The following is a 24,162-nucleotide window of genomic DNA, read 5'->3' on the forward strand; positions in this document are numbered from 1 at the left end:
AGAGATCTCCATTTCATAAGACAGTTAATGAATTAAGTGGAAAAAATGCCAGTTCAAAAGCAGGATTAGATAACTATTAATGATTACAGCTGTAATTATTTGTAGGGATGACAGGTGTTTGGATTGCGCACTCTTCCTGCCTATGTAAACCGAATAGACCAACAGCAGATCTGCAAGTACAGCTAGTATCCAGTTTATCACAATTCCAGTATTTAACTGTGCAGCCGTCACATCCTGATTAAACATCACATTCGCAAGCAGAATCAGGACATTGATGACGATAATACTGCCGCATAGAATGACACCTTGAATCAGCCGTTCTACCGGACTGGACGACCCTCTTCCTTTTCTTTTACGAAGGAACCATCTTACGAGCAGAACAAGAGGGGCAATCAGGAAGAACAACATGTCAGTCACAGCAATCGCCGCATAAGCAAGAAGTGCCGGGACAGCGCGGCCTGAACCAAGCGGAACAATATCTGTCGCCCTGCCCTTGCTGAGCCGAACCACCTTCCCGTTCTGCATTTCCGCATAAAGTTCGGGTGCGAGCTTCTGAAGCCGGGGTTCGGCACCCAGGTTCAGTCTGTACACCTGAGGAGCGACCTGTGTGTATTCACCTGACAATCCCATTACGTTAATGACAAGATCATGTTCCCCCTTTGCCTCGAGCTTCACCAGCCCCAGGTAACTCATGAATTCCTGTATCGTGGAAAATGTGTTCTGTGCAATTACATAGCTGCCGGCCACCTCGCTTGACTTCTGCAGGTTCTCACCTGATGCTGTAGTCTCCGGCTTAGGGGTTTTCGTGAGGAGATCAATCACCCCTGAAGTTAAACTCTGCTCCACTTCAGCATTGGTCAGCACAACAATTCCCAGCTGTTCATCAGGCACTACCGCAAAATTGCTTGAAAAACCCATCGTATTCCCACTATGTCCTACCGCATGCGGCTTGGTGTTGTATTCCCATAATCCGTGCGCGTTGCCGAGGAAATCCTTATGCGGAGTATAGCTCTGGGACAACATGATCCCGAGCGTCTCCGGCTTGACGAATAGCGGACTGTGCTCGGAGGTTAACGCCTGGGCAAAACGCCCTAGATCTTCTGCTGTTCCCTGCATGGCTCCAGCCGGATATAACTGGACATAGTAGTGCTCTCTTGGCTCAAAGCCTCCATGTTCAGCAGATACATACCCCGTCGCTTGTGCGCGGGCCAAATCAGGATGATCCTTAAGTGTAGGGTGACCGGACGTATGGTTCATCCCAAGCGGGCGCAAAATCCGGTTCATTTCATAATCAGAGAAGCTGTGCCCGCTCACCTTCTCCACCGTAAAGGCTGCAAGCGCTGTGGAGTAATTGGAATACGCCATCACTTTTCCAGGCTCAAAGACCTGAGCGGGCTGAACGGATAACAAGGTATCTTCCAGGGACATCAGCTTCTCGGGGGACTTTAAAAACAAGCCTAGCGGATGCTGTTCAAAACCAGCGGTATGACTCATCATATCGAGCATAGTAACCGGCTTGTCATAACGCAGTTTATCCGCGAATTGTTTCGGGAAATATGCCTTGACGTCTTGATCCAGCTTCATCTTTCCCTGCTCCACAAGCTGCATTACCGAGGTCCAGACAAACACCTTATTAATCGAACCATAGTTAAACACCGTCGTGGCAGGGTCAACCGGAATTTGTTTCTCCACATTGGCGTAACCATACCCCTTGGAAAAAATCACTTTGCCCGCTTTGGTTACGACAACGGCAGCCCCTGGACTTGATTTCCCAATATACTTATTCACATACTTGTCGATTTCCTGCCCAAGCTGAGCGTATGGGATGCCCGAAGGCGTTCGTTCCATATGGATGTCCCCCGCCGCATTAGCCGGGGATGCAAGAGCTGGGGATGCAAAGACCGCAAACAGCACCACACTCAGCAAAAAACTAACCATTTGATTCCGAAATCTTGTGTTCATCTTAACTTTCCTCCTGATTAAAGCCATCATGAATAAGTGCAGGCTTTCATTTGATGACTGAAGTATATCGGAGGAAAATGAACTGATTATGAACTTTCGGGCATATTCTGAGCAGAACAAAAAAACCGCCATGAGCCCATTCTGCTTGCTGGCTTGTGCCGCCGCAGAATGTTCCATGCCGGTTACCTATATACAATGAACTTATGAAAGTTACCCTATTCGGAGCGCTGCGATGCCGAGTGTTCTTACGACGCCTGTTGTCTCCGAAATGCTTGAACTAGATACCCAAGTAGGGGCATGTCGGAGACAAAGGCGGATGCTCCGCTTCTCCAGAATCGCTCGTCCTCTCCGCTGAGATCGAAACGGACTCAGCAAGATTATCCACCAATATGGGACATCTCAACGCGGGGCTCGTCCCCCCCCTGAGTTCCCCGGTCAAGTGAATACTTATCGTGACGATGTTCCCAAATTCCCCGGACATAGTCTGCAATCTCTTCATCCGTCTGTCCGGCTCTAAGTCGTTCCCGCAGATCATAACCCTTCGAGGCGAAAAGGCAGGTATACAGCTTTCCTTCAGCAGACAGTCTGGCCCGGGTGCAGGAGGAGCAAAAAGCATCCGTCACCGACGATATGATGCCGATCTCCCCTTTCCCATCCAGGAACCGGTATCTGGTAGCCACCTCCCCTGGATAATTAGGCGCGAGCGGCTCAAGCGGCCATTCCTCTCCGATCTGCTTCAGCAGCTCCTGCTTGCCTACCACATGCTCCCGGTTCCAGCCGTTGGAATTGCCGACATCCATATATTCCACCATCCGCAGAATGATGCCCTGTTCCCGGAAATATTCCACCATGGGAAGAACCGCGTGGTCATTGAACCCTCTCTGGACCACCATATTCACTTTGACCAGAAGCCCCGCCTGTTTGGCTGCCTCGATTCCATTTAGAATGGGCTTCACCTTCGACCGTCCCCCGTTCATGTACATGAACGTCTCATCGTCCAGGGAATCCAGACTGACAGTAACCCGCTGAAGTCCGGCTTCTTTCAGCGTTGCTGCTTTAGAGGCAAGCAGGCTGCCATTGGTCGTCAGCGACAAATCCTCTGCTCCCTGGATCGCCGCCAATTTTGCTATAATCTCCGGCAGGTCCTTCCGCAGCAGCGGTTCTCCCCCGGTAATCCGAAGCTTGCGTACTCCAAGAGAAACGAAGATCTCGGCAGTTCTGCGGATCTCTTCGGCTGTCAGAACACTGTCTTTCGGAAGAAACGCGTAGTCATCACCAAATATTTCAGCAGGCATACAATAACGGCACCGGAAATTGCAGCGGTCAGTTACTGAGATCCGCAGGTCCCTCATTATTCTGCCAAGTTCATCATGGATGGTCATAGAAGTCTCCCCATTCTTCCTTCCGAATAAATTGATCCTATTAGAATACCACTTTGGAAGGGGATTTGTCTGTACAATCTGTAATTCGCTGCGGGTGTGTATACACGTTACAGGAATTATTGCGAATAAAACCAACCGTTGTAATGCCAAGCTGGTCAGCTAGTTCAAGCGCCAACGCTGTTGGGGCTGATTTGGACAAAATAACTTCACAGCCGATCTTCGATACCTTCAGCAGAATCTCTGAAGAGATGCGCCCGCTGAACACAATGATTTTGTCCTCCAGCTTCATTTCCTGTTTCAGACAATGGCCATAAATTTTATCGAGCGCATTATGTCTTCCAATATCACTTCGTGCGAGCAGAACGTGCTCACGGTCACACAGCGCCGCGCTGTGCACGCCTCCTGTGCGCTGGAACAAATCTGCACCCTGCAGCACCTCGTCCATCAGCCGGAAGATGTCGTCGAAACTGAGCGTAACATGAATACCTTCCATCACCTTGGCTGTTCGCGCATCGCCAAAGAACACAAAGCCTGCCCGGCTGGCGCCGCAGCACGAGGTAATATATCTTTTGGTGAACAGCTTCTGCAGCTGCCCGTTCCACTTGTCCGTCTTCACGTGTACAAACCCCTTTTGTTCTTGCACCCACAGCTCCTGGATATCTTTGTATTCCTTAATTACCCCTTCTGAAGCGAGATAACCGACCGCCATGTCCTCGATATATTCCGGGGAACATACCATAGTGGCTAATTCTTCCCCGTTAACCTTCAGCGTAACCGGATGCTCCGTAACAATCAGATCATGATCCTGGGTTATGCGCCCCCGCTGATAGCGGATCACACTGCGTTCATACTGCTGCTCCATCTTGGCCCTCACCCTTGCTCAATCGGATTTTCAAAAATAAATACAGAGACTGCCATATCCTCATCCACCTTCACATCCGTGAACAAATGTACCAGCCTGGAACCGCACAACTCCTCCATGCCGTCTGGAACGTGATTCGCATACAGCTTCTTAATCATGTGTGTTCTCGCGCTATGCACCATCTGCCTGCCTTCCGGCGTCTGGGCGATAAATTTCTCCGATGGGGTAAAATTCCCATACATCTTCGTAATGGCCATATTCTCAACAAAGGTGGTATGGATTCGTTCGGGCCCTTTCCCGAACGTGTCCTTGCGCACCTTCCGTACAAGCTCGTTGAAAGCAGCTTCTTTTCTCATATCGATCACCTCGTCCGTGAACATCCATTCCTTCATTATCTTCATTGTAGGCACGAATCCCAAAGAGGTGCAATCTTTATCATTTTCTCTTCTATATAAATGAGTTTTTTATAGACCTTTATTTTCTTTTAATGCTCCTTGTTCTATCATTAATGCTCTTCATTTAAGAAAATGAAATGCATTGTTTGGTTTGATATTTTAATCAACACCGTGCCCATATAATCTGCATATCTACTATTCATGCAGTTTAAGTCACAGAAGTTTTCTACGATGTTGGAGATATGGAAATGTAGGTTTGGATTGCAGTATAAGTTCATATTATAATATTAAAAAAATTACTTAATAAGGATGAGATTGCTTTTGGCTAGGAAACAAAATGCTGTATCAATTCTGAAAAAATATTGGGTATCTTCTATTGGTGTATTTTTATTGTCACAAATATTCTTCATTTCATCTGAAGCCACAGGATGGATACTTAATTACAGAGATCCCGATGGAACAATATTCGGAAGGATTCTTAACACTTCTATTTTCACTGAATGGTTTAATTTCTATGAAACACCCCAATATAATTTACTCACTGTCTTTTTTGGTATCTTTTTTCTTGTTCCTGGTATAATCAGTGTGTTTAAAAAGAACTTTTCTCACTCAGTTTAAGAATCAAAACGCAAAACCCACCGCAGGCGGTCAACCTTAACGGTGGGTTTTGCAATTGTTACGCCTTTTCCTGATCCATCGGTACAGCTTACGCGAGCTAGACCTAGGCTTAGAAATGTCCCGATCATTTTCAGAATATATGCTTGCAGAAAGGATTTGTTTTATTTTAATGAGCAGTAGTCTTCTTCACCTCGGACAAGTTTAATTCGCCTGCTTGAGTCATTAATTCGTGCATTTCAGCCATTCTAAATCTTGTATTTTTCCTGTAGAGGAGTATAATCAATTTAGTCACAAAATTGTCTGAAAATTCCGGATTGATGCATTAGTAGGTCATTGCTAATGAATTACTCCACTTTAAATTTACTGTCCAGCAGGAATGAACAGTGAGTTTGGGGTGGAGTTTTTTTGTGGTCTCGTCCTGCAAGGTGCCGGAATTCAGAGCTATATAGACCGGAAGCCGGGGATTTACTCCGCAGGCCGGTGAAGTATGAATTAAAGGGGTTATCCAATGAGCGAGCGAATGTTGAGCATTACAATTAACGGGGAATTGTACGAAGCCGCCCCAGGCATGACCGTCTTGGACGTCATGAATCTGGCCGGAATGCAGCACCCTCAAATCTGTCACGTCCCGGAAGTGGACCCTATCCAAACGTGTGATACCTGTATTGTGGAGGTGGACGGCAAGCTAAGCCGGGCCTGCTCTACCCCGGCAGCTGGTGGAATGAAGGTACGGACAGGTACAGAGGCGGCGGAGGCGGCAAGGACCGAGGGCATGGACCGGCTGCTGGAGAACCATTTACTGTACTGCACGGTCTGTGATAACAACAACGGGAACTGCAAGCTGCACAATACTGCCGAAATGATGGGAATTGAGCATCAGAAATACCCATATCGGCCCAAGGTTGATCCCTCCGGGGTCGATATGTCTCATCCATTCTACCGGTATGATCCGAACCAATGTATCGCCTGCGGACAGTGTGTGGAGGTCTGTCAGAATCTGCAGGTCAATGAGACCCTCTCTATCGACTGGGAAGCAGAACGCCCGCGTGTAATCTGGGATCAAGGCTCCGAGATCAACAACTCCTCCTGTGTCAGCTGCGGGCAGTGTGTTACGATCTGTCCGTGTAATGCGTTGATGGAGAAGTCCATGCTCGGTGAGGCCGGATTTATGACAGGCCTTGGTCAAGATCTGCTGTCCCCTATGATTGAGCTGGTGAAGGAGGTCGAGCCAAGTTACAGCGGAATCTTTGCGGTATCTGAAATTGAAGCGGCCATGCGGGAGACCAGAACCCGCAAGACCAAGACCGTATGCACGTTCTGCGGGGTAGGATGCTCCTTCGAGGTATGGGCCAAAGGACGCAAGATTCTGAAGATCCAGCCTTCGCACGATGCTCCGGTCAACGCGATTTCCACTTGTGTCAAGGGCAAGTTCGGCTGGGACTTCGTGAATAGCGAAGAGCGGCTTACGGTGCCCCTGATCCGTCAGGGCGGTGCTTTTGTGGAAGCAACCTGGGATGAGGCTCTCTCCCTGGTGGCAGAACGTCTTGGCACCATCAAGAGAGAGTTCGGCAGTGACCGTCTCGGATTTATTTCGTCCTCCAAGATTACCAACGAGGAGAATTATGTTATTCAGAAGCTGGCCCGTCAGGTATTTGGAACGAACAATATTGATAACTGCTCCCGCTACTGCCAGTCACCGGCTTCAGACGGTCTCATGTCCACGGTGGGCATCGGCGGAGATGCCGGAACGATCCAGGACATCGCTTCCGCTGGACTGGTTATTCTGGTGGGCTGCGCCCCGGCTGAAGGACACCCGGTCCTAGCCTCCCGTATTAAACGGGCGCACAAGCTGCATGGACAGAAGCTGATTGTAGCCGACCTGCGCAAGCATGAAATGGCAGAGCGCTCTGACCTGTTCATCCGGCCAAAGCAGGGAACCGATTTTGTCTGGCTCACCGCGGTCACCAAATATATGATTGACCAGGGCTGGCATAACCCGCGCTTCATAGAGGAGCATGTGAATTTCTATGAGGAGTACAGGAATGTGCTGGACAAATATACCCTGGACTTCGCCGAACAGGAGACAGGGCTTTCCCGCGCGGAGCTCATCCAAATTGCTGAAATGATCCGGGATGCCGATGGAACGGCCATCTGCTGGGGGATGGGCGTAACCCAGAACATTGCGGGTTCCCACACGTCTGCGGCCATTTCCAATCTGCTGCTGTCTACCGGCAACTATATGCGCCCCGGAGCAGGAGCTTATCCGCTCAGAGGTCATAATAATGTGCAGGGCGCCTGTGATATGGGTACCCTGCCCCCATGGCTTCCGGGTTACCAGCATGTGTCGAACGATGAAGCCCGCAGACGGTTTGAGAAAGCTTACGGTGCAGCCATTTCCCCGGTTCCTGGCAAGGATAACATCAAGATGCTGAATGATATAGAGACTGGCGACCTCAAAGGCATGTATCTGGTCGGTGAGGATATGGCATGGGTGGACTCCAATGCCAACCATGTACATGAAGTGCTGTCCAAGCTGGACTTCCTGGTGGTTCAGGATGTCTTCCTGTCCACAACCGCCCAATTCGCGGACGTCATCCTTCCAGCCGCCCCCTCTCTGGAGAAAGACGGAACCTTCTCTAATACGGAGCGGAGAGTACAGCGCCTGTATCAAGTGTTCGAACCGCTGGGCGACTCCAAGCCGGATTGGTGGATCACCTCCCAGATTGCCCGCCATATGGGATTTGATTGGGGATACACTCATCCATCCCAAATCTTTGAGGAGATGGCAAGCCTGACCCCGTTCTTCTCCGGCTGCTCATACGATACGCTGGAAAGCTGGGGCAGCTTCCATTGGGGATCAGCCTCTGGTGAGAACACCCCACTACTGTATACAGACGGTTTCTACTTCCCGGACAAGAAGGCCCGCTTCTCTCTGGTCGAATATATTCCGCCAGTGCAGTATCCGTCTGAATTCGACCTTGTCCTCAATAACGGACGCCTGCTGGAACATTTCCATGAAGGCAATTTGACGAATAAATCCGCAGGGATCAACCGCAAGTTTCCGGATGTCTTCGTAGAGGTATCGCCCGAGCTTGCGAAGGAACGAGGAGTTGAAGACGGCTCGCTTGTACGGCTCGAGTCCCCTTATGGCGCAATTAAGCTTCGGGTGCTCGTTACCGACCGTGTCCGGGGAAATGAGGTTTATGTGCCAATGCACTCAAGCAGTCATGAGAGTGCGGTCAATCTATTGACCGGAACCGCTGTCGATGTGCGGACCCACACCCCGGCTTACAAGCAGATGAAAGTCCGCATGCAGGTTCTAAACGTGAAGGGGATTAACCCGCTCCCGCATACGAATCCGCGTTACAAGGCAAGAAATCCACAGAATGGCGTAGAGGTGCAGCGCAAATGGAACCGCCCGGACTACGTATCTCTGGTGGATTAGAGAGGAGAGGAGCTGATCTTATGGCCAAACCGATATCCCTGATCCGAAAAAAACTCCTGACCGAGGAGGAACGTCAGGAAGCCACCATCTCCAAGCTGAAACAGCAGCTAGCGGAAAGCAATGAAGCGCTGGAGAAGTCGCTGTCCATTCTAAGAGAGCTTCATGATTCCGGGCTCCTCGAGGCCGCCGAATCCATGCTGAAAGCCAAAGCCAAAATCGCGGAGATTACACTTGGGCAGATCTCCCGCCCCGAAATCACGAATCTGATCAACAATGGAATGGCAGCAGCAGGGGCTCTAACCAGCCTGGAGCCAGAGATGACCACCAAGCTGATGAATGGACTTACAGCAGGCATTCAGGAAGCCCAGTCTCCGGATGAGAACCGAATTAGCATGTTCAGTCTCATGAAATCCTTGCGTGACCCCGATGTCAATCGGGCCGTCCGCTTTGGGCTTCGTTTCCTTAAAGGACTTGGACGGGAGCTGGAACAGGGCGGCAAGCGGGACTGACATGGATACTCTGGTTAAAGAATCTTTTTAAGCCTCATTGTAATGATTAAATTATTGTGATCCATAGATAAAATACAAACAGCCTTTACCCGGTAGGATACGATGCCAGGTTAAAGGCTGTTTTAAATTTAGAGACAATACTGTATTTAAAATGGACTTTAGAATTTACTGATCTCAGCTTCGATCCCGAGTGATTCTGAAGAAGCGGAGCGTCCGCCTTTGTCTCCGAAATGCCCCAATAGAGTTCTAGTTCAAGCATTTCGGAGACAACAGTGGTCGTAAGAACACACGGCCTCGCAGCGCCCCTAAGGGTAACCTTCATAAGTTCATTTTATATAGATGGTTTTGTTCTAGGTTTTCTCGACATGCAGCAGAGCCGTCGGCTTGGCGGTATAAGTATCCTTCAATTGCTCCTCGGAAATCACATTAAGTTTAAGCAGACTTGAGATTTTGGCCGAATCCGGTCTTGAAGTCAGGCGCCAGAGCTCAGGATCAGGAAGAGCTTGATACAGCTTGCTTCCATCATATTCTTTGCGCTCCTGATAAACCAGCTTTACCCGGTAATGCCCTATTTCCGCTTGTGTAAGCTGCTGCTCCGTCATATAACCGATAATATCTGCCCTAAGCTCAGCCTGCTCCTGTTCCAAGGACTTCTGCTGCTGTTTAAGCTCATAGTAGCGCGCAATTTTTTTATCCATAACCCGCCTCCTCTTCTGTTCCCAATATATGCGGCGTTTTGGGCGCGCTAGAAGGTTTAGGATTGAATTTCATGCACCAAATTGTACCTTTAAGATGGCGGCATATATTATACTGGAATTATATTCATTTATATTTGCAGCCCTCACTATATTGATGAAAGAGGATGAGACATGGGACCTTTTCGTAGTGACTTGCTCAAAGACAAAGTCGTTCTGATCACCGGTGGAGGCACTGGGTTAGGGCTTGCTATGGGCCAAAGATTCGCCGAACTTGGCGCACTTCTGGCGATTACAGGCCGCAGGGAAGAGGTGTTGAAGGAAGCCTCTGATTCTTTAGTTGCAAGCGGTTACAAATCATTTTATCAAACCTGCGATGTCCGTGACCCTTCTCAAATTCATGATCTTGTAAATGCGGTTGAGCAGCATTACGGCCATATTGATGTGCTGGTCAACAATGCTGCGGGCAATTTCATCAGCCCGACCGAGCGTCTGTCCCCAAGGGCTGTCGATGCGGTGCTGAACATCGTGCTGCACGGGACTTTCTACACGACCCTTGAGGTCGGCAAGCGATGGATTGAGCAGCAGCGCCCCGGAACCATGCTCAATATTGTAACCACCTATGCCTCAACCGGATCAGGCTTCGTGACCCCGTCCGCAGCAGCCAAGGCGGGGGTGCTCGCCTTAACACGCTCGCTTGCTGTAGAGTGGGCCCCCTATGGAATCCGGCAGGTCGCTGTGGCACCTGGTCCCTTCCCAACCGAGGGGGCATGGTCACGCCTCTCACCCACACCGGAGCTGGAACAGAAGATGCTGGACCGGGTACCGATGGGCCGGGTAGGTGATCCCGGGGAGCTCTCTAATCTGGCCGCCTACCTCATCTCCGATTATGCGGCTTACATTAATGGCGAAGTCGTCACCATTGACGGAGGTGAATGGCTGCAAGGAGCAGGCCAGTTCAATGACCTGCGGGCGGTGACAGAGGAGCAATGGGATGAGCTGGCCCAGCTGACCCGTAAGAAGAAGCAAGGGTGAAGGAAGATACAAAAAAGCAGGAGATCCGCGGATCTCCTGCTTTTTTGTCAGGTGTAATAGCCCATTTCTACTTGGATTAGCACCCAATTCAGGTCACTTGCCATAGCATAATAGTGAAATCGAACCGAAAGGAGCTTCATAAATGAGTCATAATAGAAATGAAATAACCAGGGAGCCGGTTGCCAGTCCATACGGCCATGGCCATGACCATCATGACGGTGCGCATCATATGCATTACCCTACTTATCATCCCTACCAGTATTATCCTCACCATCCAGGCCATCATTACCATCACCATCATCACCATTACCACTATCATTATCCGAGCCAGCCGTGGCATAAGCCTTATCAGGGCTAAATGGACGGGGCTGCCCCAAAGGCGGCCCCTAATTTTGTCAGGAGTTCGTTTTGTGTTCGAAAGGCTCCGAGAACGAACGTTACTCCCATCGCTGTTGATTTTGGATTTCTTGAATTATTTTCAGAGGATAATTCCAAAACCAAAGGCGACCGCTTACGCTTGTCCGCAATCATTCGTCTCTCCGCAGGCTTCAGTGAAATCTCCCACCAAAAAACACGCAGATAAAGGACAAAGAAGCCGTTTTTAGTTAAATAGATGTGCAGCCACCTTTTTTGAAAAGGAACGGTTTCTTGTCATTCCAAATAAGCCTTGAAGCCGGATGGCTTTCGATTGCCCATAATTTGCTTCAGTAGGCGGCCATAGATCGAAATAAAGAAACAGCGGCTCTGAATAACTTTTTGGGCCGCTATTTCTTTATATTTTGCATAGTATTTAAGGTAATGTGCTAACCCTTATTTATAGTCACTTGTTTTGGGACATCCCTTTGTTATCTCTATCCCCGGTAATGCTTTAAGATTTCCTGCAGCTTCAAGGCCAGCCCGAGCTTGCCCTCCACCTTGAGCGAACCGGTCATAAAAGCCACCGTCGTATTCAGTTCATTGTTCAACAGCTTATGCAAATTACCTTCGGACAGAATCAGTGTGCAGTCTGCGGCTGAATCACTCTCTTCCAAGACACGGACCACGCCATTCTTAAAGTGAACCTGGTAAGTTCCGCCCTTTTTCAAATTAAACTGATATACGGAATCCAATGAGGCCAATGGCTCTGGCCGCTCGTTCATCTCTGAGGCTAATTCCATGAATTCCTCCTTAATGCCCATCCGGCTGCCCTCCTTCTCCCGGATCTCCGGAGATCGGCTTATCCAGTACACGGAAGGTTCCTGTTCCGAAGGCCAGCAAGTCCCCATTCTCCTTATGAGCGTAAGCCTCCGCCGTCATCAGCTTGCGGGTGCTGTGAATGATCCGGGCCGTAACAATAACCCGTCCTTCACTTGTCGGTGCCACATAGTTCATATTCAGATTAATGGTCACCACGCTGGATTCCGGCCTGGCCAGCATCAGGACGAGGCCCATGGCAGAGTCAATCACAGAGGCATGAACTCCCCCATGAAGAATCCCCATTAAGTTAAGATGATGCGGCTGGATGTCAAAAGAAACCACAGCCCGCGTATCATCCAGTTCATCAATCCGGCATCCGAGATAATCCCAGAACGTATTTTGGGCCGCACGGGCAAGCCGTTCCAGGTTCGGGAAATGTTTTGCGGATTCGGCTTCCAAGTTAATGCCCTCCCTTGAAGTAAAGTATGATGATGAATTGTACCAGGAATGTGAAAGGCCGCTTCAGGTGATGGTCTTTCCCGACAGCGGCCACGCTTCTAATCTTAATACACCACAGGGGCTCATCTGCGAGTGGCATCATCGCTCAAGATTTCGCCGGTAGAGTTAAGATTCATGTTTACAAGCTATATAAAATGAACTTATGAAAGTTACCTTTTGGGGCGCTGCGATGCCGAGTGTTCTTACTTTTATATAAGAGGATAAATCAATCGCCCTCACGCCTTTTCCTTATGCTCTGCGGCCTGACGCTCGTTCTCTTCATCAATCAGCTTGCGCCGCAGCACTTTTCCAACCAGCGTCTTCGGAAGCGCTTTCCTGAATTCATAAACTTTAGGCACTTTGTATACTGCCAGCCGTTCCTTGCACCAGGCCTTGAGTTCCGCTTCTGTTGTCGCACAGCCTTCCTTGAGCACAATGTAAGCTTTAACCGTTTCTCCCCGGTAAGGGTCCACAGTCCCGGCAACGACCGCTTCTTCCACGTCTGGATGCTCGAATAGAACCTCTTCCACTTCACGCGGATATATGTTGTATCCGCCTGCAATGATCAGATCCTTACGCCGATCCAAAATGAAAAAGAACCCATCCTCATCCATCCGCGCCAGATCCCCTGTATAGAGCCATCCATCACGAAGAGTTGCGGCAGTCTCCTCCGGACGGTTCCAGTATCCCTTCATCACCTGAGGTCCGCGAACGATCAGTTCCCCGATTTCACCAAGCGGCAGATCCTCGCCTGTCAGGGCATTTACGATGCGCGCTTCCGTATCGGGAAAAGGAATGCCGATAGAACCACTCTTTCTAAGCCCCCAGAGGTTATTCGCGTGGGTCACCGGCGAAGCCTCGGTCAAGCCATAACCCTCAATCAGTTTACCGCCGGAAATTTTCTCGAACCGCTCCTGCACCTCAACAGGCAGTGGAGCCGCGCCGCTGATACAAATATTAATAGATGTTAAGTCATACCGGGATACATCCGGATGATTAATAAGAGCAATATACATGGTTGGAGCTCCCGGGAAAATCGTTGGCTTCATCTTATCAATCATCTTAAGTACCTGATTAATCTCGAAACGTGGGAGCAGCAGCAGCGTTCCCGCATTGTATATGGCCAAATTCATCAGGACAGTCATGCCAAAAACGTGAAAAAACGGCAGGGCCGCCATGTAAGTCTCCTTCGCCTTCTCCGCCTTATAGAACCAAAGCTGGGATTGAATCGTATTGGAGATCAGATTCATATGCGTTAGCATAACTCCCTTGGCTACCCCCGTTGTGCCCCCAGTATATTGAATCAGGGCCAGATCAACCCCGGCATCGACCTCCACATGACAGGGCTGTTCAGAAGAATGCTTAAGGAACTGCTTAAACGCCAGCACCCGTTCATTGTACTGAACCACCGCGGACATCCCGTCTTTTTTAGCCTTAATTGGATAGAGCATATTCTTTGGAAAAGGCAGATAATCCTGCATCCCCGTGACAATTATATACTCCAGCGGATGTTTCTCCATCGCCTTGTTCACCCGCTCTACCAAGGCATCCATCGTCACGATCAGGCGGACACCCGCATCGGTTAATTGATGCTCAATCTCCCGCGGGACATACAGAGGATTCGTCATCACCGCCACCGCTCCCGTCAGCAGGGTGCCGTAGTAGGCAATCACTCCCTGCGGGCAGTTCGGCAGCATAATCGCGATCCGGTCCCCTTTGCGAATACCCAGCCGAAGCAGGGCATTCGCAAACCGGTAAGCGGATTTCAGCAAACTTTCATAAGTTATTTTCTTACCCATAAAGTCCAGTGCCGTGTGGGTAGGATATTGAGCTGCTGAGTCAACCAGAAATTGTGCCAAATTTTGATTCGGATAATTGTAAGAATGCGGGACCTCTTCTGGGTAATGATTGAACCAAGGTTTGTTCTGCATTCAGACACCCCAATTCTAAACGAATGGTTACAGCACGTATTGCTCCGCCTCAATGACCTTGGATGCAATATCCCGTTTCAATTCAACCATATTGATCGGCGATCTCTTCGTCAGCTTCTTGAGAATGGACAGCTGTGTACGGAGTGTGTCCCCGGATTCCATAGCTGCAAGAACTTCTTTGGCCCAGGTCTCAATGTGGCCAAAGGCCTCATGGACAAACACGGTAGTCATCTCCACCGCCAGCCGGGCTTTGTCTTCGCCGGACCGTTCGATCATTTTGCGCGTGCGCAGCAGAGCGCTCTCCATCGCATATACCTGAATCATCATATCCGCCAGATGACTGAGAATTTCCTGCTGTTCTTCAAGCTTCATCTGATATTTCTGTACAGCCTGGGCTCCGGCCATCAGGAAGATTTTTTTGGCCATGGCCAGAAGATGGGTCTCCTGATCAAGCGTTCCTTCAAAGACTTGGCTCGGAATCGGCTGCATCAGCTCGGATTGCAGGGCCATCGCCTTTTGCATCAGCGGCAGCTCACCCTTCATCGCACGTTTGATCAAGGTGCCCGGAATGAGCAGGCGGTTGATCTCATTTGTGCCTTCAAAAATCCGGTTAATCCGCGAATCCCGGTAATTGCGCTCGACCCGGTACTCCTGAATAAAGCCGTAGCCGCCGTGGATCTGCACGCCTTCGTCAACCACAAAATCGAGGGTTTCGGACCCAAACACCTTGTTGATCGAACACTCAAGCTGATATTCGGCAATCGCTTTGGCCGATTGGTAGCCTACGTTCTCGCTGGCATGATCCACCTCGGCAAGACCCACGTCGAACAGTCCCGCAGTCCGGTAAGCCATGCTCTCCAGCACATAGGTTTTGGTATTCATCTCGGCCAGCTTTTTGCCGATCAGCGGGAAGGAAGAGATTTTCTTGCCGAATTGGGTACGCTCGTTGGCATATTTGGCAGCAAGCTCAATCGTATCCTTGGAAGCGCCTACACAGCCAACGGCAAGTTTGAAACGCCCGATGTTCAGGATGTTGAAGGCGATCAGATGACCCTTGCCAACCTCCCACAGCAGATTCTCCACCGGCACCTTAACATCCTCAAGAATCAGCGGACACGTGGATGAACCTTTGATCCCCATCTTCTTCTCTTCCGGACCGATGCTTACCCCTTCCATCGTGCGTTCAACAATAAATGTACTAAAATCCTTGCCGTCCACTTTCGCATACACGATGAACACATCCGCGAAGCCGGCATTTGTAATGAACTGTTTGGTTCCGTTCAAAATATAATATTCGCCATCCTCACTAAGTGTGGCTGTCGTTTTGGCTCCAAGCGCATCTGAACCGGAAGAAGGCTCGGTTAAACAGTAAGCAGCAACCTTTTCCCCTGAAGCCAGAGATGGCAGGTATTTTTGCTTCTGGGCTTCGGTACCAAAATACACGATTGGCAGGGTTCCAATTCCCACATGAGCCCCTACCGACAGGGCAAAGGCGGAAGCCTTGGTTAACTTCTCGCTGATCAAAGTTGAGCTTACCTTGTCTAAGCCAAGTCCGCCGTACGCTTCAGGAACTTCCGCTCCCAGCAGCCCCAGCTCCCCGGCCTTGCGGAGCAGATCTGCCGTCAGCTCGTAATTCAGCTTCTCAATCTCTTCGTCACGCGGGGCAATTTCACCTTCAACAAAATCCTCGGTGGTCTGGGCAATCATGCGATGCTCTTCGGTGAAGTCTTCCGGAGTTATGATCTGCTGATGATTTACGTCCTCAATCATAAAGCTGCCGCCAATCACTTTGTTCATCGTTGTACTCATGATTATTCGCTCCTTTTATCGTTCATGTTATTGTGCGTGAACTTCAAATACACCGGCCGCGCCCATTCCGCCGCCAATACACATCGATACAACACCATAACCTCCGCCCCTGCGTCGAAGCTCGCTGATCAGCGTGGTCGTAAGCTTGGTTCCCGTACAGCCCAGCGGGTGCCCTAAAGCGATTGCTCCGCCGTTCACGTTCACCTTCTCCTCATCAATGCCAAGCTCGCGGATGACCTGCACACACTGGGAAGCGAAGGCTTCGTTGATCTCGAACAGGTCGACATCCTCAAGGCCGATCCCCGCCATCTTCAGGGCCTTCGGAATCGCCTTCACCGGGCCAACCCCCATGATTTCAGGTTCCACTCCGCTCAGCGCAAAAGATTTGAACGTAGCCAGCGGTTTCAGACCAAGCTCATCCGCCTTCTCCCGGCTCATCACCACCACGGCGGCAGCACCGTCGCTAACCTGGGAGGAGTTGCCTGCGGTCACAGTCCCGCCGAGCTTAAAGGCCGGTTTCAGCTTGCCAAGCCCCTCCGCCGTTGTATCACTGCGGACTCCTTCATCCGTATCGAACAGGAATTTGTTCCGGGTGACCTTGCCCTGGTCATCCACACTGGTCAGCTCGGCCTCGAACGGAACAATCTCATCCTTGAATTTACCCGCTGCGATTGCAGCCGCAGCCTTCGCATGGGACCGTGCCGCAAAAGCATCCTGATCCGCGCGGGATACGCCAAAGCGCTCGGCCACTTCCTCTGCCGTGTGCCCCATGCCGATGTAAACTTCCGGCATGTCTTCTACCAGCTTCGGATTCGGAGAAATCTTGAAGCCGGTCATCGGCACATGGCTCATGCTTTCCACGCCGCCGGCCACGATGATGTCGGCATGGCCCAGCATAATCCGCTCGGCCGCAAACGCGATGGACTGCAGCCCGGATGAGCAGAAGCGGTTAATCGTCAACGCGGGCACGGTGTTCGGATATCCCGCGTACAGCGACATGATCCGGGCGAAGTTCAGACCCTGCTCGCCTTCGGGCATCGCGCAGCCAATAATAACGTCCTCGACGTCCTCTTTCCTCAGCCCCGGCGCCCGCTCAATGACGGCTTCCAGAACCACCTTGCCGAGATCATCGGCCCGGGTCTGCACCAGGCTGCCTTTCTTGGCCTTGCCGATGGCGGTGCGGGCCATCGATACAATTACTGCTTCTTTCATCGTTCTCACACTCCTTGGGAAGTTAAGATTAAAGCCACTCGTCACTCTATTGAGGACCAACCTGCTGTGCTTTGCTTCCTATGCAGCTCTGAGTACAGCTCTTAATCAACTATTGCGCTCCTCGGCGATCACTCCGGCTGCGAAACATCCTTACGATCGCTGTTGTCCCCGGATAATTTGAACGAATCATCCAAGGATTTCATCCGGGGACAAAGGCGAACGCTTCGCTTCTTCAGGATCGTTCCGCTTCCTCCGTTGCTTCGTGCGTAGGCATCGATTTTAGCTGAATTACCTCAAGGTTCTCTGTCACGTTACTTCCAGCTTTGTCCCTAGGTGCCCGCTTCGGGCTTCGCTCACGCTAACTTTTAGCCCACGCCTAATTTCTCAGCGCTTTGCCTTTGGTAAGCATGTGCTGCATCCGGGCCTGCGTCTTCGGCTCGCCGCAAAGGCTGAGGAACGCTTCACGCTCCAGGTCGAGCATGTACTGCTCCGTCACCAGAGTTCCGGCAGGAACATCACCGCCAGCCAGCACATGAGCCAGCTTCTTGGCAATCAAGAGATCGTGATCGCTGATGTAACCTCCCTGCCGCATGCCGATCGCGCCAAGCTGCATCACCGCTTTGCCTTCGGCCCCCACAACCCGGATTTTCTCCTCCGGGATAGGCTCATAACCCTTGGAGAGGCCAAGTACGGCCTGCTTCGCTTCATAGATGGAATAGTCCTGATTCGTTACAACCCTATCGGTTGGGCGCAGGTACCCAAGACGCTTGGCGTCATGACCACTGCCGGATACCTTGGCCGTGCCCACAGTCTCGAACACCCGGTTGATAAACGGCTGCAGATCTGCATCCGCACCCGGCTGGCTTTGACTGGCGCGAAGCGCAAACTCTTTGCAGCCCCCACCTGCCGGGATCAGCCCTACGCCTACTTCAACCAATCCGTAATAGGTTTCGGCTGCGGCAATAACTTGATCGGCTGGCATACAAGCCTCTACCCCACCACCCAAGCACATCCGGTGCGGAGCGGCAACGACCGGCTTCTCCAGCCGTTTGACCTTGTACATCGTGCTTTGGAACATCCGGATGATATCGTCAATCTCATCCCATTCCTCATCCTGCGCTTCCATCAGCAGCAGCATGATGTTGGCGCCGACACAGAAGTTCTTGCCCTGATTGGCGATCACCATGCCGAGGTAATTACTGCGCACTTCCTCGACGCTTTGCTGAATCATCGACAGAATGTCTGCACCGATGGCATTATTCGGAGAATGGAATTCCAGACAGGCCACCCCATCCCCGAGATCAATCAGGCTTGCGCCCGAATTGCCCTTGATGGTCTTGTTCTGCTCCTTTAAGCTGCGAAGCGAGATGGCTTCCGGGACATGTTCGACTTCTTTATACTGGGTGGTGCTGATATGAACGGAATACAGCTTCCCGCTTTCATTTTTGTAAAACGACGTGTTTCCAGCAGCAATCCAATCCTTAACCCACTGAGGTACGGTCAATCCTTCAGCTTCCATCCGCTGGGTGGAACGGACGAGGCCGATAGCATCCCAAGTTTCAAAGGGCCCGAGATCCCAGGAAAAGCCCCATTTCATGGCATCGTCAATCTCCCGGATGGAATCGGAGATTTCCCCGACCTTTTCGGCCGAGTAGATCAGCACCTGCTTAAGAATGTTCCAGGCTAATTCCGAGTAGCGGTCCTTGCCGGCTAACAAGGCTTTGGTTTTCTCCTTGGTGCCCTTCGCGGCCTTGGCTGCTTCAAGTGAAGCACCTTTGGGCTTCGTCTGGGGGACGTATTCCATGGTCGCCAGATTGAGCGACAGGATCTCACTGCCCTTTTCCCCTTTTCTCTTCAGGTAAAAGCCCTGCCCGGTCTTCTCTCCAAGCCATTTACGCTCGGTCATACTCTTCAAGACTTCCGGTGTACGGAACACCGCCTTCTCCTGTTCATCCGTCACATTGTGGTATACATTATCAGCAACGTGCACGAAGGTATCGAGGCCGACCAGATCCAGCGTACGGAAGGTCGCGCTCTTCGGGCGGCCCATTGCCGGACCTGTGACGGCATCAACCTCTTCCACGGTATAACCGCCGTTCTTCTGCATTTCCTGGAGTGTCACAAGCAATCCGTAAGTCCCTATCCGGTTGCCGATGAAGTTCGGCGTATCCTTGGCGAGCACCACACCCTTGCCAAGCACCTTCTCACAAAAGACCTTCATCGCGGTAACCAGTTCGGGATCGGTATCGTTCCCCGGAATAATCTCAAGCAGCTTCATATAACGCGGAGGATTAAAGAAATGTGTTCCGAGGAAATGCTTGCGGAACTCCTCCCCGCATTCCGCGGCCATCGCGTTGATGGAAATTCCCGAGGTGTTGGAGGACACGACCGCACCTGGCCCACGGTGCTGTTCAATCTGCTTCAGCAGGCTTCTTTTTACGTCCAGGTTCTCAACGACCACCTCGATAATCCAGTCCACTTCCGCGATCTTTGCGAGGTCATCCTCCAGATTTCCCGGTGTGATCCGGGAAGCAAAAGCTTCATCATAGAGCGGCGCAGGTTTGATCTTCGCCAGCTTCTTGATCGCAGATGCAGAGAAGCGGCTCCGTACCGCCGGATGCTCAAGCGTCAATCCTTTCTTGGCTTCTTCTTCAGTAAGCTCCTTAGGCACAATATCGAGCAGTAGGGTCTGAATCCCCACATTGGCCAGGTGGGCTGCAATTTGTGAGCCCATAATACCGGAGCCGATAACGGCCGCTTTACGAATGGATAAGTTCATGATCATCTCGCCTCCAATTCAAGTTCACGATTTAGCGCTGCCGGATTATCCCCAAATACGGACAGCTCCAGAATTTCCGCAATATCCTTGGCTTTAACCTGGTCTTCCACTTCCTTCATCTTGGTGCCATCCTCCATCATCGTCAGGCAGTAAGGACACGCGCTGCTGATGACGGTTGGATTCACTTCGAGCGCCTGCTCGGTGCGGGCGAGATTGACTCTTTTGCCAGAGGTCTCCTCCATCCACATCATGCCTCCGCCTGCCCCGCAGCACATCCCGTTCTCACGGGAACGGGTCATTTCGACCAGTTCCACACCCGGAATCGCCCTTAGCACATTGCGCGGTTCGTCATACACATTGTTGTACCTGCCCAAGTAACAGGAGTCGTGATAGGTGATGCGCTCGTTCACTTCATGCTTGGGGGTCAGCCTGCCTTCCTTAATCAGCTGATCTAACAGCTGGGTGTGATGCAGCACCTCGACCCCTTCGAGCCCGAATTCCGGGTACTCATTTTTGAATGTATTGAAAGTATGAGGACACGCAGTAACGATTTTGCGCACGCCATACTTCTCAAACGTAGCGATGTTCTCCATGCACAGCTGCTGGAACAGCATTTCATTGCCCATCCGGCGGGGCGTATCGCCCGAATTCTTCTCCTCGTTGCCGAGGATCGCGAAGCTTACACCCGATTCATTCAGGAGCCTTGCGAAAGCGCGGGAGATTTTGCGGCTGCGCAGGTCGTAAGAGCCCATAGAGCCTACGAAGAACAGATATTCAAAGTCAGGACGATCCTTCACCGTCGGCACCTTGATGTCCTCCACTTCACCGGTCCACTGGGCCCGGTCATTGCGGTTCAGCCCCCAAGGGTTGCTCTGGCGTTCAATATTCTGAAGCGCCCGCTGCCCTTCATTCGGCATGCTGCCTTCCATCAGCACCAGGTGGCGGCGGAGATCGATGATTTTATCCACATGCTCATTGCCTACAGGACATTGGTCTTCACAGTTGCGGCAGGTCGTGCAGGACCAGATTTCTTCTTCGGTCATAACATCCCCAATCAGATTCATCTCCTGCGGATTCTTCTCTTGATGGGTCCAGGTCGACTTCTGCCAAGCAAGTGTTGGGCGGATATCGGTAATACCATTGGCTGCATTCCAGTACACTTCATGAGCCTCCGGCTCCGCCATGGCATAAGCCCCGCTCCCCCCGCCAAAAGCGAACTCAGGCACATACGGTGATTTGCCTGTCATGGCCGTGCCCTTCTCCGTTAGATGGTCGCGGAGCTTGGTGATCAGATGCATTGGAGACAGCACCTTCCCGGTATTGGAAGCCGGGCATACATTGGTGCACCGCCCGCATTCCACACAGGCGTAGAAGTCAATCATCTGCTTCTGAGTGAAATCTTCTATTTTGCCGACCCCGAACGATTCAGCCTCTTCATCCTCCAGGTCCAGCTTGCGCAGCTTGCCAACCGGATCGGACCGGCGGAACCAGATATTCACCGGTGCGGTAATCAGGTGAAAATGCTTGGACTGCGGCACATACACCAGAAATGCGAGCAAAATGAGCAGATGTGCCCACCAGAACGTATAGAACAATGCGGCGGCGGCCGCAGCAGGCAGAGAGGCGAACAGACCAGCTATCGCTGAAGAGATCGGCGCGTACCCGGAAGCCGGGATGCCTAACCATACCCGTTCAAATCCGAGGGACAGCAGCACGGACAGCATCAAGGAGAAAATAAAAATGACAACGATGCTTGGCTTAAGTCCGCGCTTGAGCCTGGCCAGCTTCTCCCCGTAGCGCCGGTATGCCGCATAACCCATCGCTACCAGAATCAGGAATACCGTAATCTCCTGAAGCAGACCAAATACGTCGTAAGCGGGTATCGGCAGGTGATTTCTACCGTTCGTCAGCCCTTTAATGATGAGGTCAACCGCCCCGAATTGCAGAATGATAAATCCATAAAAAATGACGATATGCATAATGCCGCTCTTCGGGTCCTTGAGCAGCTTCTTCTGCCCAAATACCTGGGCGAGAAATTCTCCCCACCTCCCTTTGCTTTGTGCCCGGAAGTCCGAAGGCTTGCCGAGCTTAACGTACAACCAGCGGTGATACACGGCCTTGTAGAACAGATAGACCCCGTACCCGGTGACCGCTAGAAATAGAAGAAGATTTACGATTTGCCATGCCATCTTACATCCGTCCTTTCTGCTTCACTTCGGTATCACTTGTGTTGGCCAAGCTTAGAAAGCGATTACATTTATGTTTTAAAAATAAATCTTAAGCTGAAAACATTGACATCTGGCGTTGTTTCCCATAAGATTAAGAAAAAATGAATGAGTATTCATTCAGTTATTACGAATTCTAACACTGAGGTGGCACTATGGCAAGTAGGAAAATGGAAAAATATGAGCTGATCCTGGAAGCTGCACTCAAAGTCATTGCTGAGAATGGCTTTCATGGTTCTCAGATTTCAAAAATTGCAAAGGAGGCTGGTGTGGCGGACGGTACGATATATTTATATTTTAAGAAAAAGGAAGATATCCTTATTTCTCTGTTTCAGGAGCGCCTTGGCGACCTGATCGCCGCTTTTAATGAAAGTGTGAAGGAATCCAGCACGGCGGATGAGGCCCTGAGAAAAGTGTGTGAGATTCATTTCAGTGAGCTGGAGAGCAATGTGAACCTGGCCTACGTAACCCAAATTGAGCTTCGCCAAAGCTCGCTGGAGCTGCGGGTGGCCATTGGGAACGTGGTGAAGCCTTATATTCAGCTCATTGAGCATATTCTGGAGAAAGGGATTCAGGAGAAATCGTTCCGGCCCGATCTGGATGTGAAGCTGACACGACTCTTAATCTTTGGAGGGCTGGATGAAGCCGTAACATCCTGGCTGATTTCAGGCAGGAAGTATTCCCTTACCGCCCAAGTGGATAAAACGGTGGAATTTTTTCTTAAAGGCCTTAAGTAAGTAAATGAAGCATAGGTGTACAATCTCTTTACCTTAATCCCAGAGAGGAGTATGGCACATGAATATCTATGTCTTGTTGAAGCAAACGTTTGATACGGAAGAGAGAATCGTGATTCAAGATGGGGAAGTCTCTGATGACGGAGTCAAATATGTGATTAATCCTTATGATGAATATGCTGTGGAGGAAGCTTTGCGTCAAAAGGAGCAGCACGGCGGAAATATTACCGTGCTCTCCATAGGTCCCGAACGTACGGCCGAAGCGCTTCGCACGGCTCTTGCCATGGGTGCCGATGATGCCGTCCTGATTACGGATGAGCGGATTCCTTCCGATGAATTCAGCGTATCCAAGGTGCTCGCCGCATATCTGGAGAAGCAGCCGTATGATCTCATCCTCGGTGGCAACTTCTCCGTGGACAGCGGCGGTGGACAGGTGGCGGTTCGTGTCGCCCGGCTTCTGGGTATCCCGCACACCTCATCCATTACCAAGCTGGAGATTAACGGCACGCAGGCTGCGGCCCAGCGTGATGCTGAGGGCGATACGGAATCGCTCATCGTCACGCTTCCGGCTGTCTTTACCGCTCAACAAGGACTGAACGAGCCGCGCTATCCTTCTCTCCCGGGCATTATGAAAGCGAAGAAGAAACCGTTCCAGACCTTGACTCTGGACGACGTAGGGATCAGCGAGGCTGATCTTGCGGCCAGAACCAAGCGGGTATCCCTCACGCTTCCGCCTGCCCGCAAAGCCGGCCAAATTCTCAAGGGGGATCTTCCTCAGCAGACTGCAGAGCTCGTTCAGCTGCTGCGCACAGAAGCGAAGCTGATCTAAATTCAGAGTTCAGGCTGCTCATAGACGTAGAAATTCTAAAATCATATGTACAGAGATCGATCGACC

General features: G+C 51.0%; 19 protein-coding genes. 7 read left to right on the top strand and 12 right to left on the bottom strand.

The features are described 5' to 3' along the window. Positions 1–24: 24 nt before the first annotated feature. The 4 genes from KJS63_RS04880 to KJS63_RS04895 all read right to left on the bottom strand — a co-directional run bounded on the left by KJS63_RS04880 (position 25) and on the right by KJS63_RS04895 (position 4,562). Positions 25–1,962, bottom strand: coding sequence for a serine hydrolase domain-containing protein (locus KJS63_RS04880; protein ID WP_213618152.1), 1,938 nt, complete (start codon positions 1,960–1,962; stop codon positions 25–27). Between the two features lie 377 nt (positions 1,963–2,339). Beyond that, positions 2,340–3,344 carry a GTP 3',8-cyclase MoaA gene (gene moaA / locus KJS63_RS04885; RefSeq protein ID WP_213618153.1) on the bottom strand — a complete coding sequence of 335 codons (1,005 nt, stop codon included), beginning with the start codon at positions 3,342–3,344 and terminating at the stop codon, positions 2,340–2,342. A 40-nt stretch (positions 3,345–3,384) separates the two neighbouring features. Next, a complete protein-coding gene (fdhD, locus tag KJS63_RS04890) occupies positions 3,385–4,206 on the bottom strand; it encodes a formate dehydrogenase accessory sulfurtransferase FdhD (RefSeq protein WP_213618154.1) in 822 nt (273 codons plus the stop codon). Positions 4,207–4,214: 8 nt separating this feature from the next. Continuing rightward, positions 4,215–4,562: a Na-translocating system protein MpsC family protein gene (locus KJS63_RS04895; protein ID WP_213618333.1), complete on the bottom strand. Its 348-nt coding sequence runs from the start codon at positions 4,560–4,562 to the stop codon at positions 4,215–4,217. Between the two features lie 360 nt (positions 4,563–4,922). On the opposite strand from KJS63_RS04895, the gene KJS63_RS04900 reads away from it, so the two are divergent. The 3 genes from KJS63_RS04900 to KJS63_RS04910 all read left to right on the top strand — a co-directional run bounded on the left by KJS63_RS04900 (position 4,923) and on the right by KJS63_RS04910 (position 9,173). Further along, positions 4,923–5,219 (top strand): YfzA family protein, encoded by a 297-nt coding sequence (locus tag KJS63_RS04900; RefSeq protein ID WP_213618155.1) that lies wholly within the window; start codon positions 4,923–4,925, stop codon positions 5,217–5,219. Between the two features lie 508 nt (positions 5,220–5,727). Continuing rightward, positions 5,728–8,664, top strand: coding sequence for a formate dehydrogenase subunit alpha (gene fdhF, locus KJS63_RS04905; RefSeq protein WP_213618156.1), 2,937 nt, complete (start codon positions 5,728–5,730; stop codon positions 8,662–8,664). A gap of 20 nt (positions 8,665–8,684) precedes the next feature. After that, entirely contained in the window at positions 8,685–9,173 is a 489-nt protein-coding gene (locus tag KJS63_RS04910) for a helical membrane plugin domain-containing protein (protein ID WP_213618157.1), read from the top strand. 350 nt (positions 9,174–9,523) lie between these two features. Here the strand turns inward: KJS63_RS04910 and KJS63_RS04915 are convergent, their stop codons facing one another. Continuing rightward, on the bottom strand, positions 9,524–9,871 hold the full coding sequence (locus tag KJS63_RS04915; RefSeq protein WP_213618158.1) for a hypothetical protein: 348 nt from the start codon (positions 9,869–9,871) through the stop codon (positions 9,524–9,526). Positions 9,872–10,042: 171 nt separating this feature from the next. Between KJS63_RS04915 and KJS63_RS04920 the strand changes: the two genes are divergently transcribed. Then, complete coding sequence (locus KJS63_RS04920; RefSeq protein WP_213618159.1) at positions 10,043–10,903, top strand: SDR family oxidoreductase; 861 nt, start codon at positions 10,043–10,045, stop codon at positions 10,901–10,903. 142 nt (positions 10,904–11,045) lie between these two features. Beyond that, a complete protein-coding gene (locus KJS63_RS04925) occupies positions 11,046–11,261 on the top strand; it encodes a hypothetical protein (protein WP_213618160.1) in 216 nt (71 codons plus the stop codon). Positions 11,262–11,754: 493 nt separating this feature from the next. Here the strand turns inward: KJS63_RS04925 and KJS63_RS04930 are convergent, their stop codons facing one another. From KJS63_RS04930 to KJS63_RS04960, 7 genes are all read right to left on the bottom strand, one after another. Then, positions 11,755–12,081 carry an SCP2 sterol-binding domain-containing protein gene (locus KJS63_RS04930; protein WP_213618161.1) on the bottom strand — a complete coding sequence of 109 codons (327 nt, stop codon included), beginning with the start codon at positions 12,079–12,081 and terminating at the stop codon, positions 11,755–11,757. Next, positions 12,071–12,538 (bottom strand): PaaI family thioesterase, encoded by a 468-nt coding sequence (locus KJS63_RS04935; protein ID WP_213618162.1) that lies wholly within the window; start codon positions 12,536–12,538, stop codon positions 12,071–12,073. The genes KJS63_RS04930 and KJS63_RS04935 overlap by 11 nt, the downstream gene beginning before the upstream one ends. Positions 12,539–12,813: 275 nt before the next feature. Further along, positions 12,814–14,508, bottom strand: a complete 1,695-nt coding sequence (locus KJS63_RS04940) for a long-chain-fatty-acid--CoA ligase (protein WP_213618163.1) — start codon at positions 14,506–14,508, stop codon at positions 12,814–12,816. Between the two features lie 27 nt (positions 14,509–14,535). Next, entirely contained in the window at positions 14,536–16,317 is a 1,782-nt protein-coding gene (locus KJS63_RS04945) for an acyl-CoA dehydrogenase family protein (protein WP_213618164.1), read from the bottom strand. 27 nt (positions 16,318–16,344) lie between these two features. Continuing rightward, positions 16,345–17,529 (bottom strand): acetyl-CoA C-acetyltransferase, encoded by a 1,185-nt coding sequence (locus KJS63_RS04950; RefSeq protein WP_213618165.1) that lies wholly within the window; start codon positions 17,527–17,529, stop codon positions 16,345–16,347. A 376-nt stretch (positions 17,530–17,905) separates the two neighbouring features. After that, on the bottom strand, positions 17,906–20,308 hold the full coding sequence (locus KJS63_RS04955; RefSeq protein ID WP_213618166.1) for a 3-hydroxyacyl-CoA dehydrogenase/enoyl-CoA hydratase family protein: 2,403 nt from the start codon (positions 20,306–20,308) through the stop codon (positions 17,906–17,908). A 2-nt stretch (positions 20,309–20,310) separates the two neighbouring features. Continuing rightward, positions 20,311–22,497: a (Fe-S)-binding protein gene (locus tag KJS63_RS04960; RefSeq protein ID WP_213618167.1), complete on the bottom strand. Its 2,187-nt coding sequence runs from the start codon at positions 22,495–22,497 to the stop codon at positions 20,311–20,313. 191 nt (positions 22,498–22,688) lie between these two features. Between KJS63_RS04960 and KJS63_RS04965 the strand changes: the two genes are divergently transcribed. Continuing rightward, positions 22,689–23,270 (top strand): fatty acid metabolism transcriptional regulator FadR, encoded by a 582-nt coding sequence (locus KJS63_RS04965; protein WP_068615984.1) that lies wholly within the window; start codon positions 22,689–22,691, stop codon positions 23,268–23,270. 58 nt (positions 23,271–23,328) lie between these two features. After that, a complete protein-coding gene (locus KJS63_RS04970; protein ID WP_213618168.1) occupies positions 23,329–24,096 on the top strand; it encodes an electron transfer flavoprotein subunit beta/FixA family protein in 768 nt (255 codons plus the stop codon). The last annotated feature ends 66 nt before the right edge of the window (positions 24,097–24,162 follow it).

Source organism: Paenibacillus sp. J22TS3 (assembly GCF_018403205.1).
GTDB lineage: Bacteria > Bacillota > Bacilli > Paenibacillales > Paenibacillaceae > Fontibacillus > Fontibacillus tuaregi.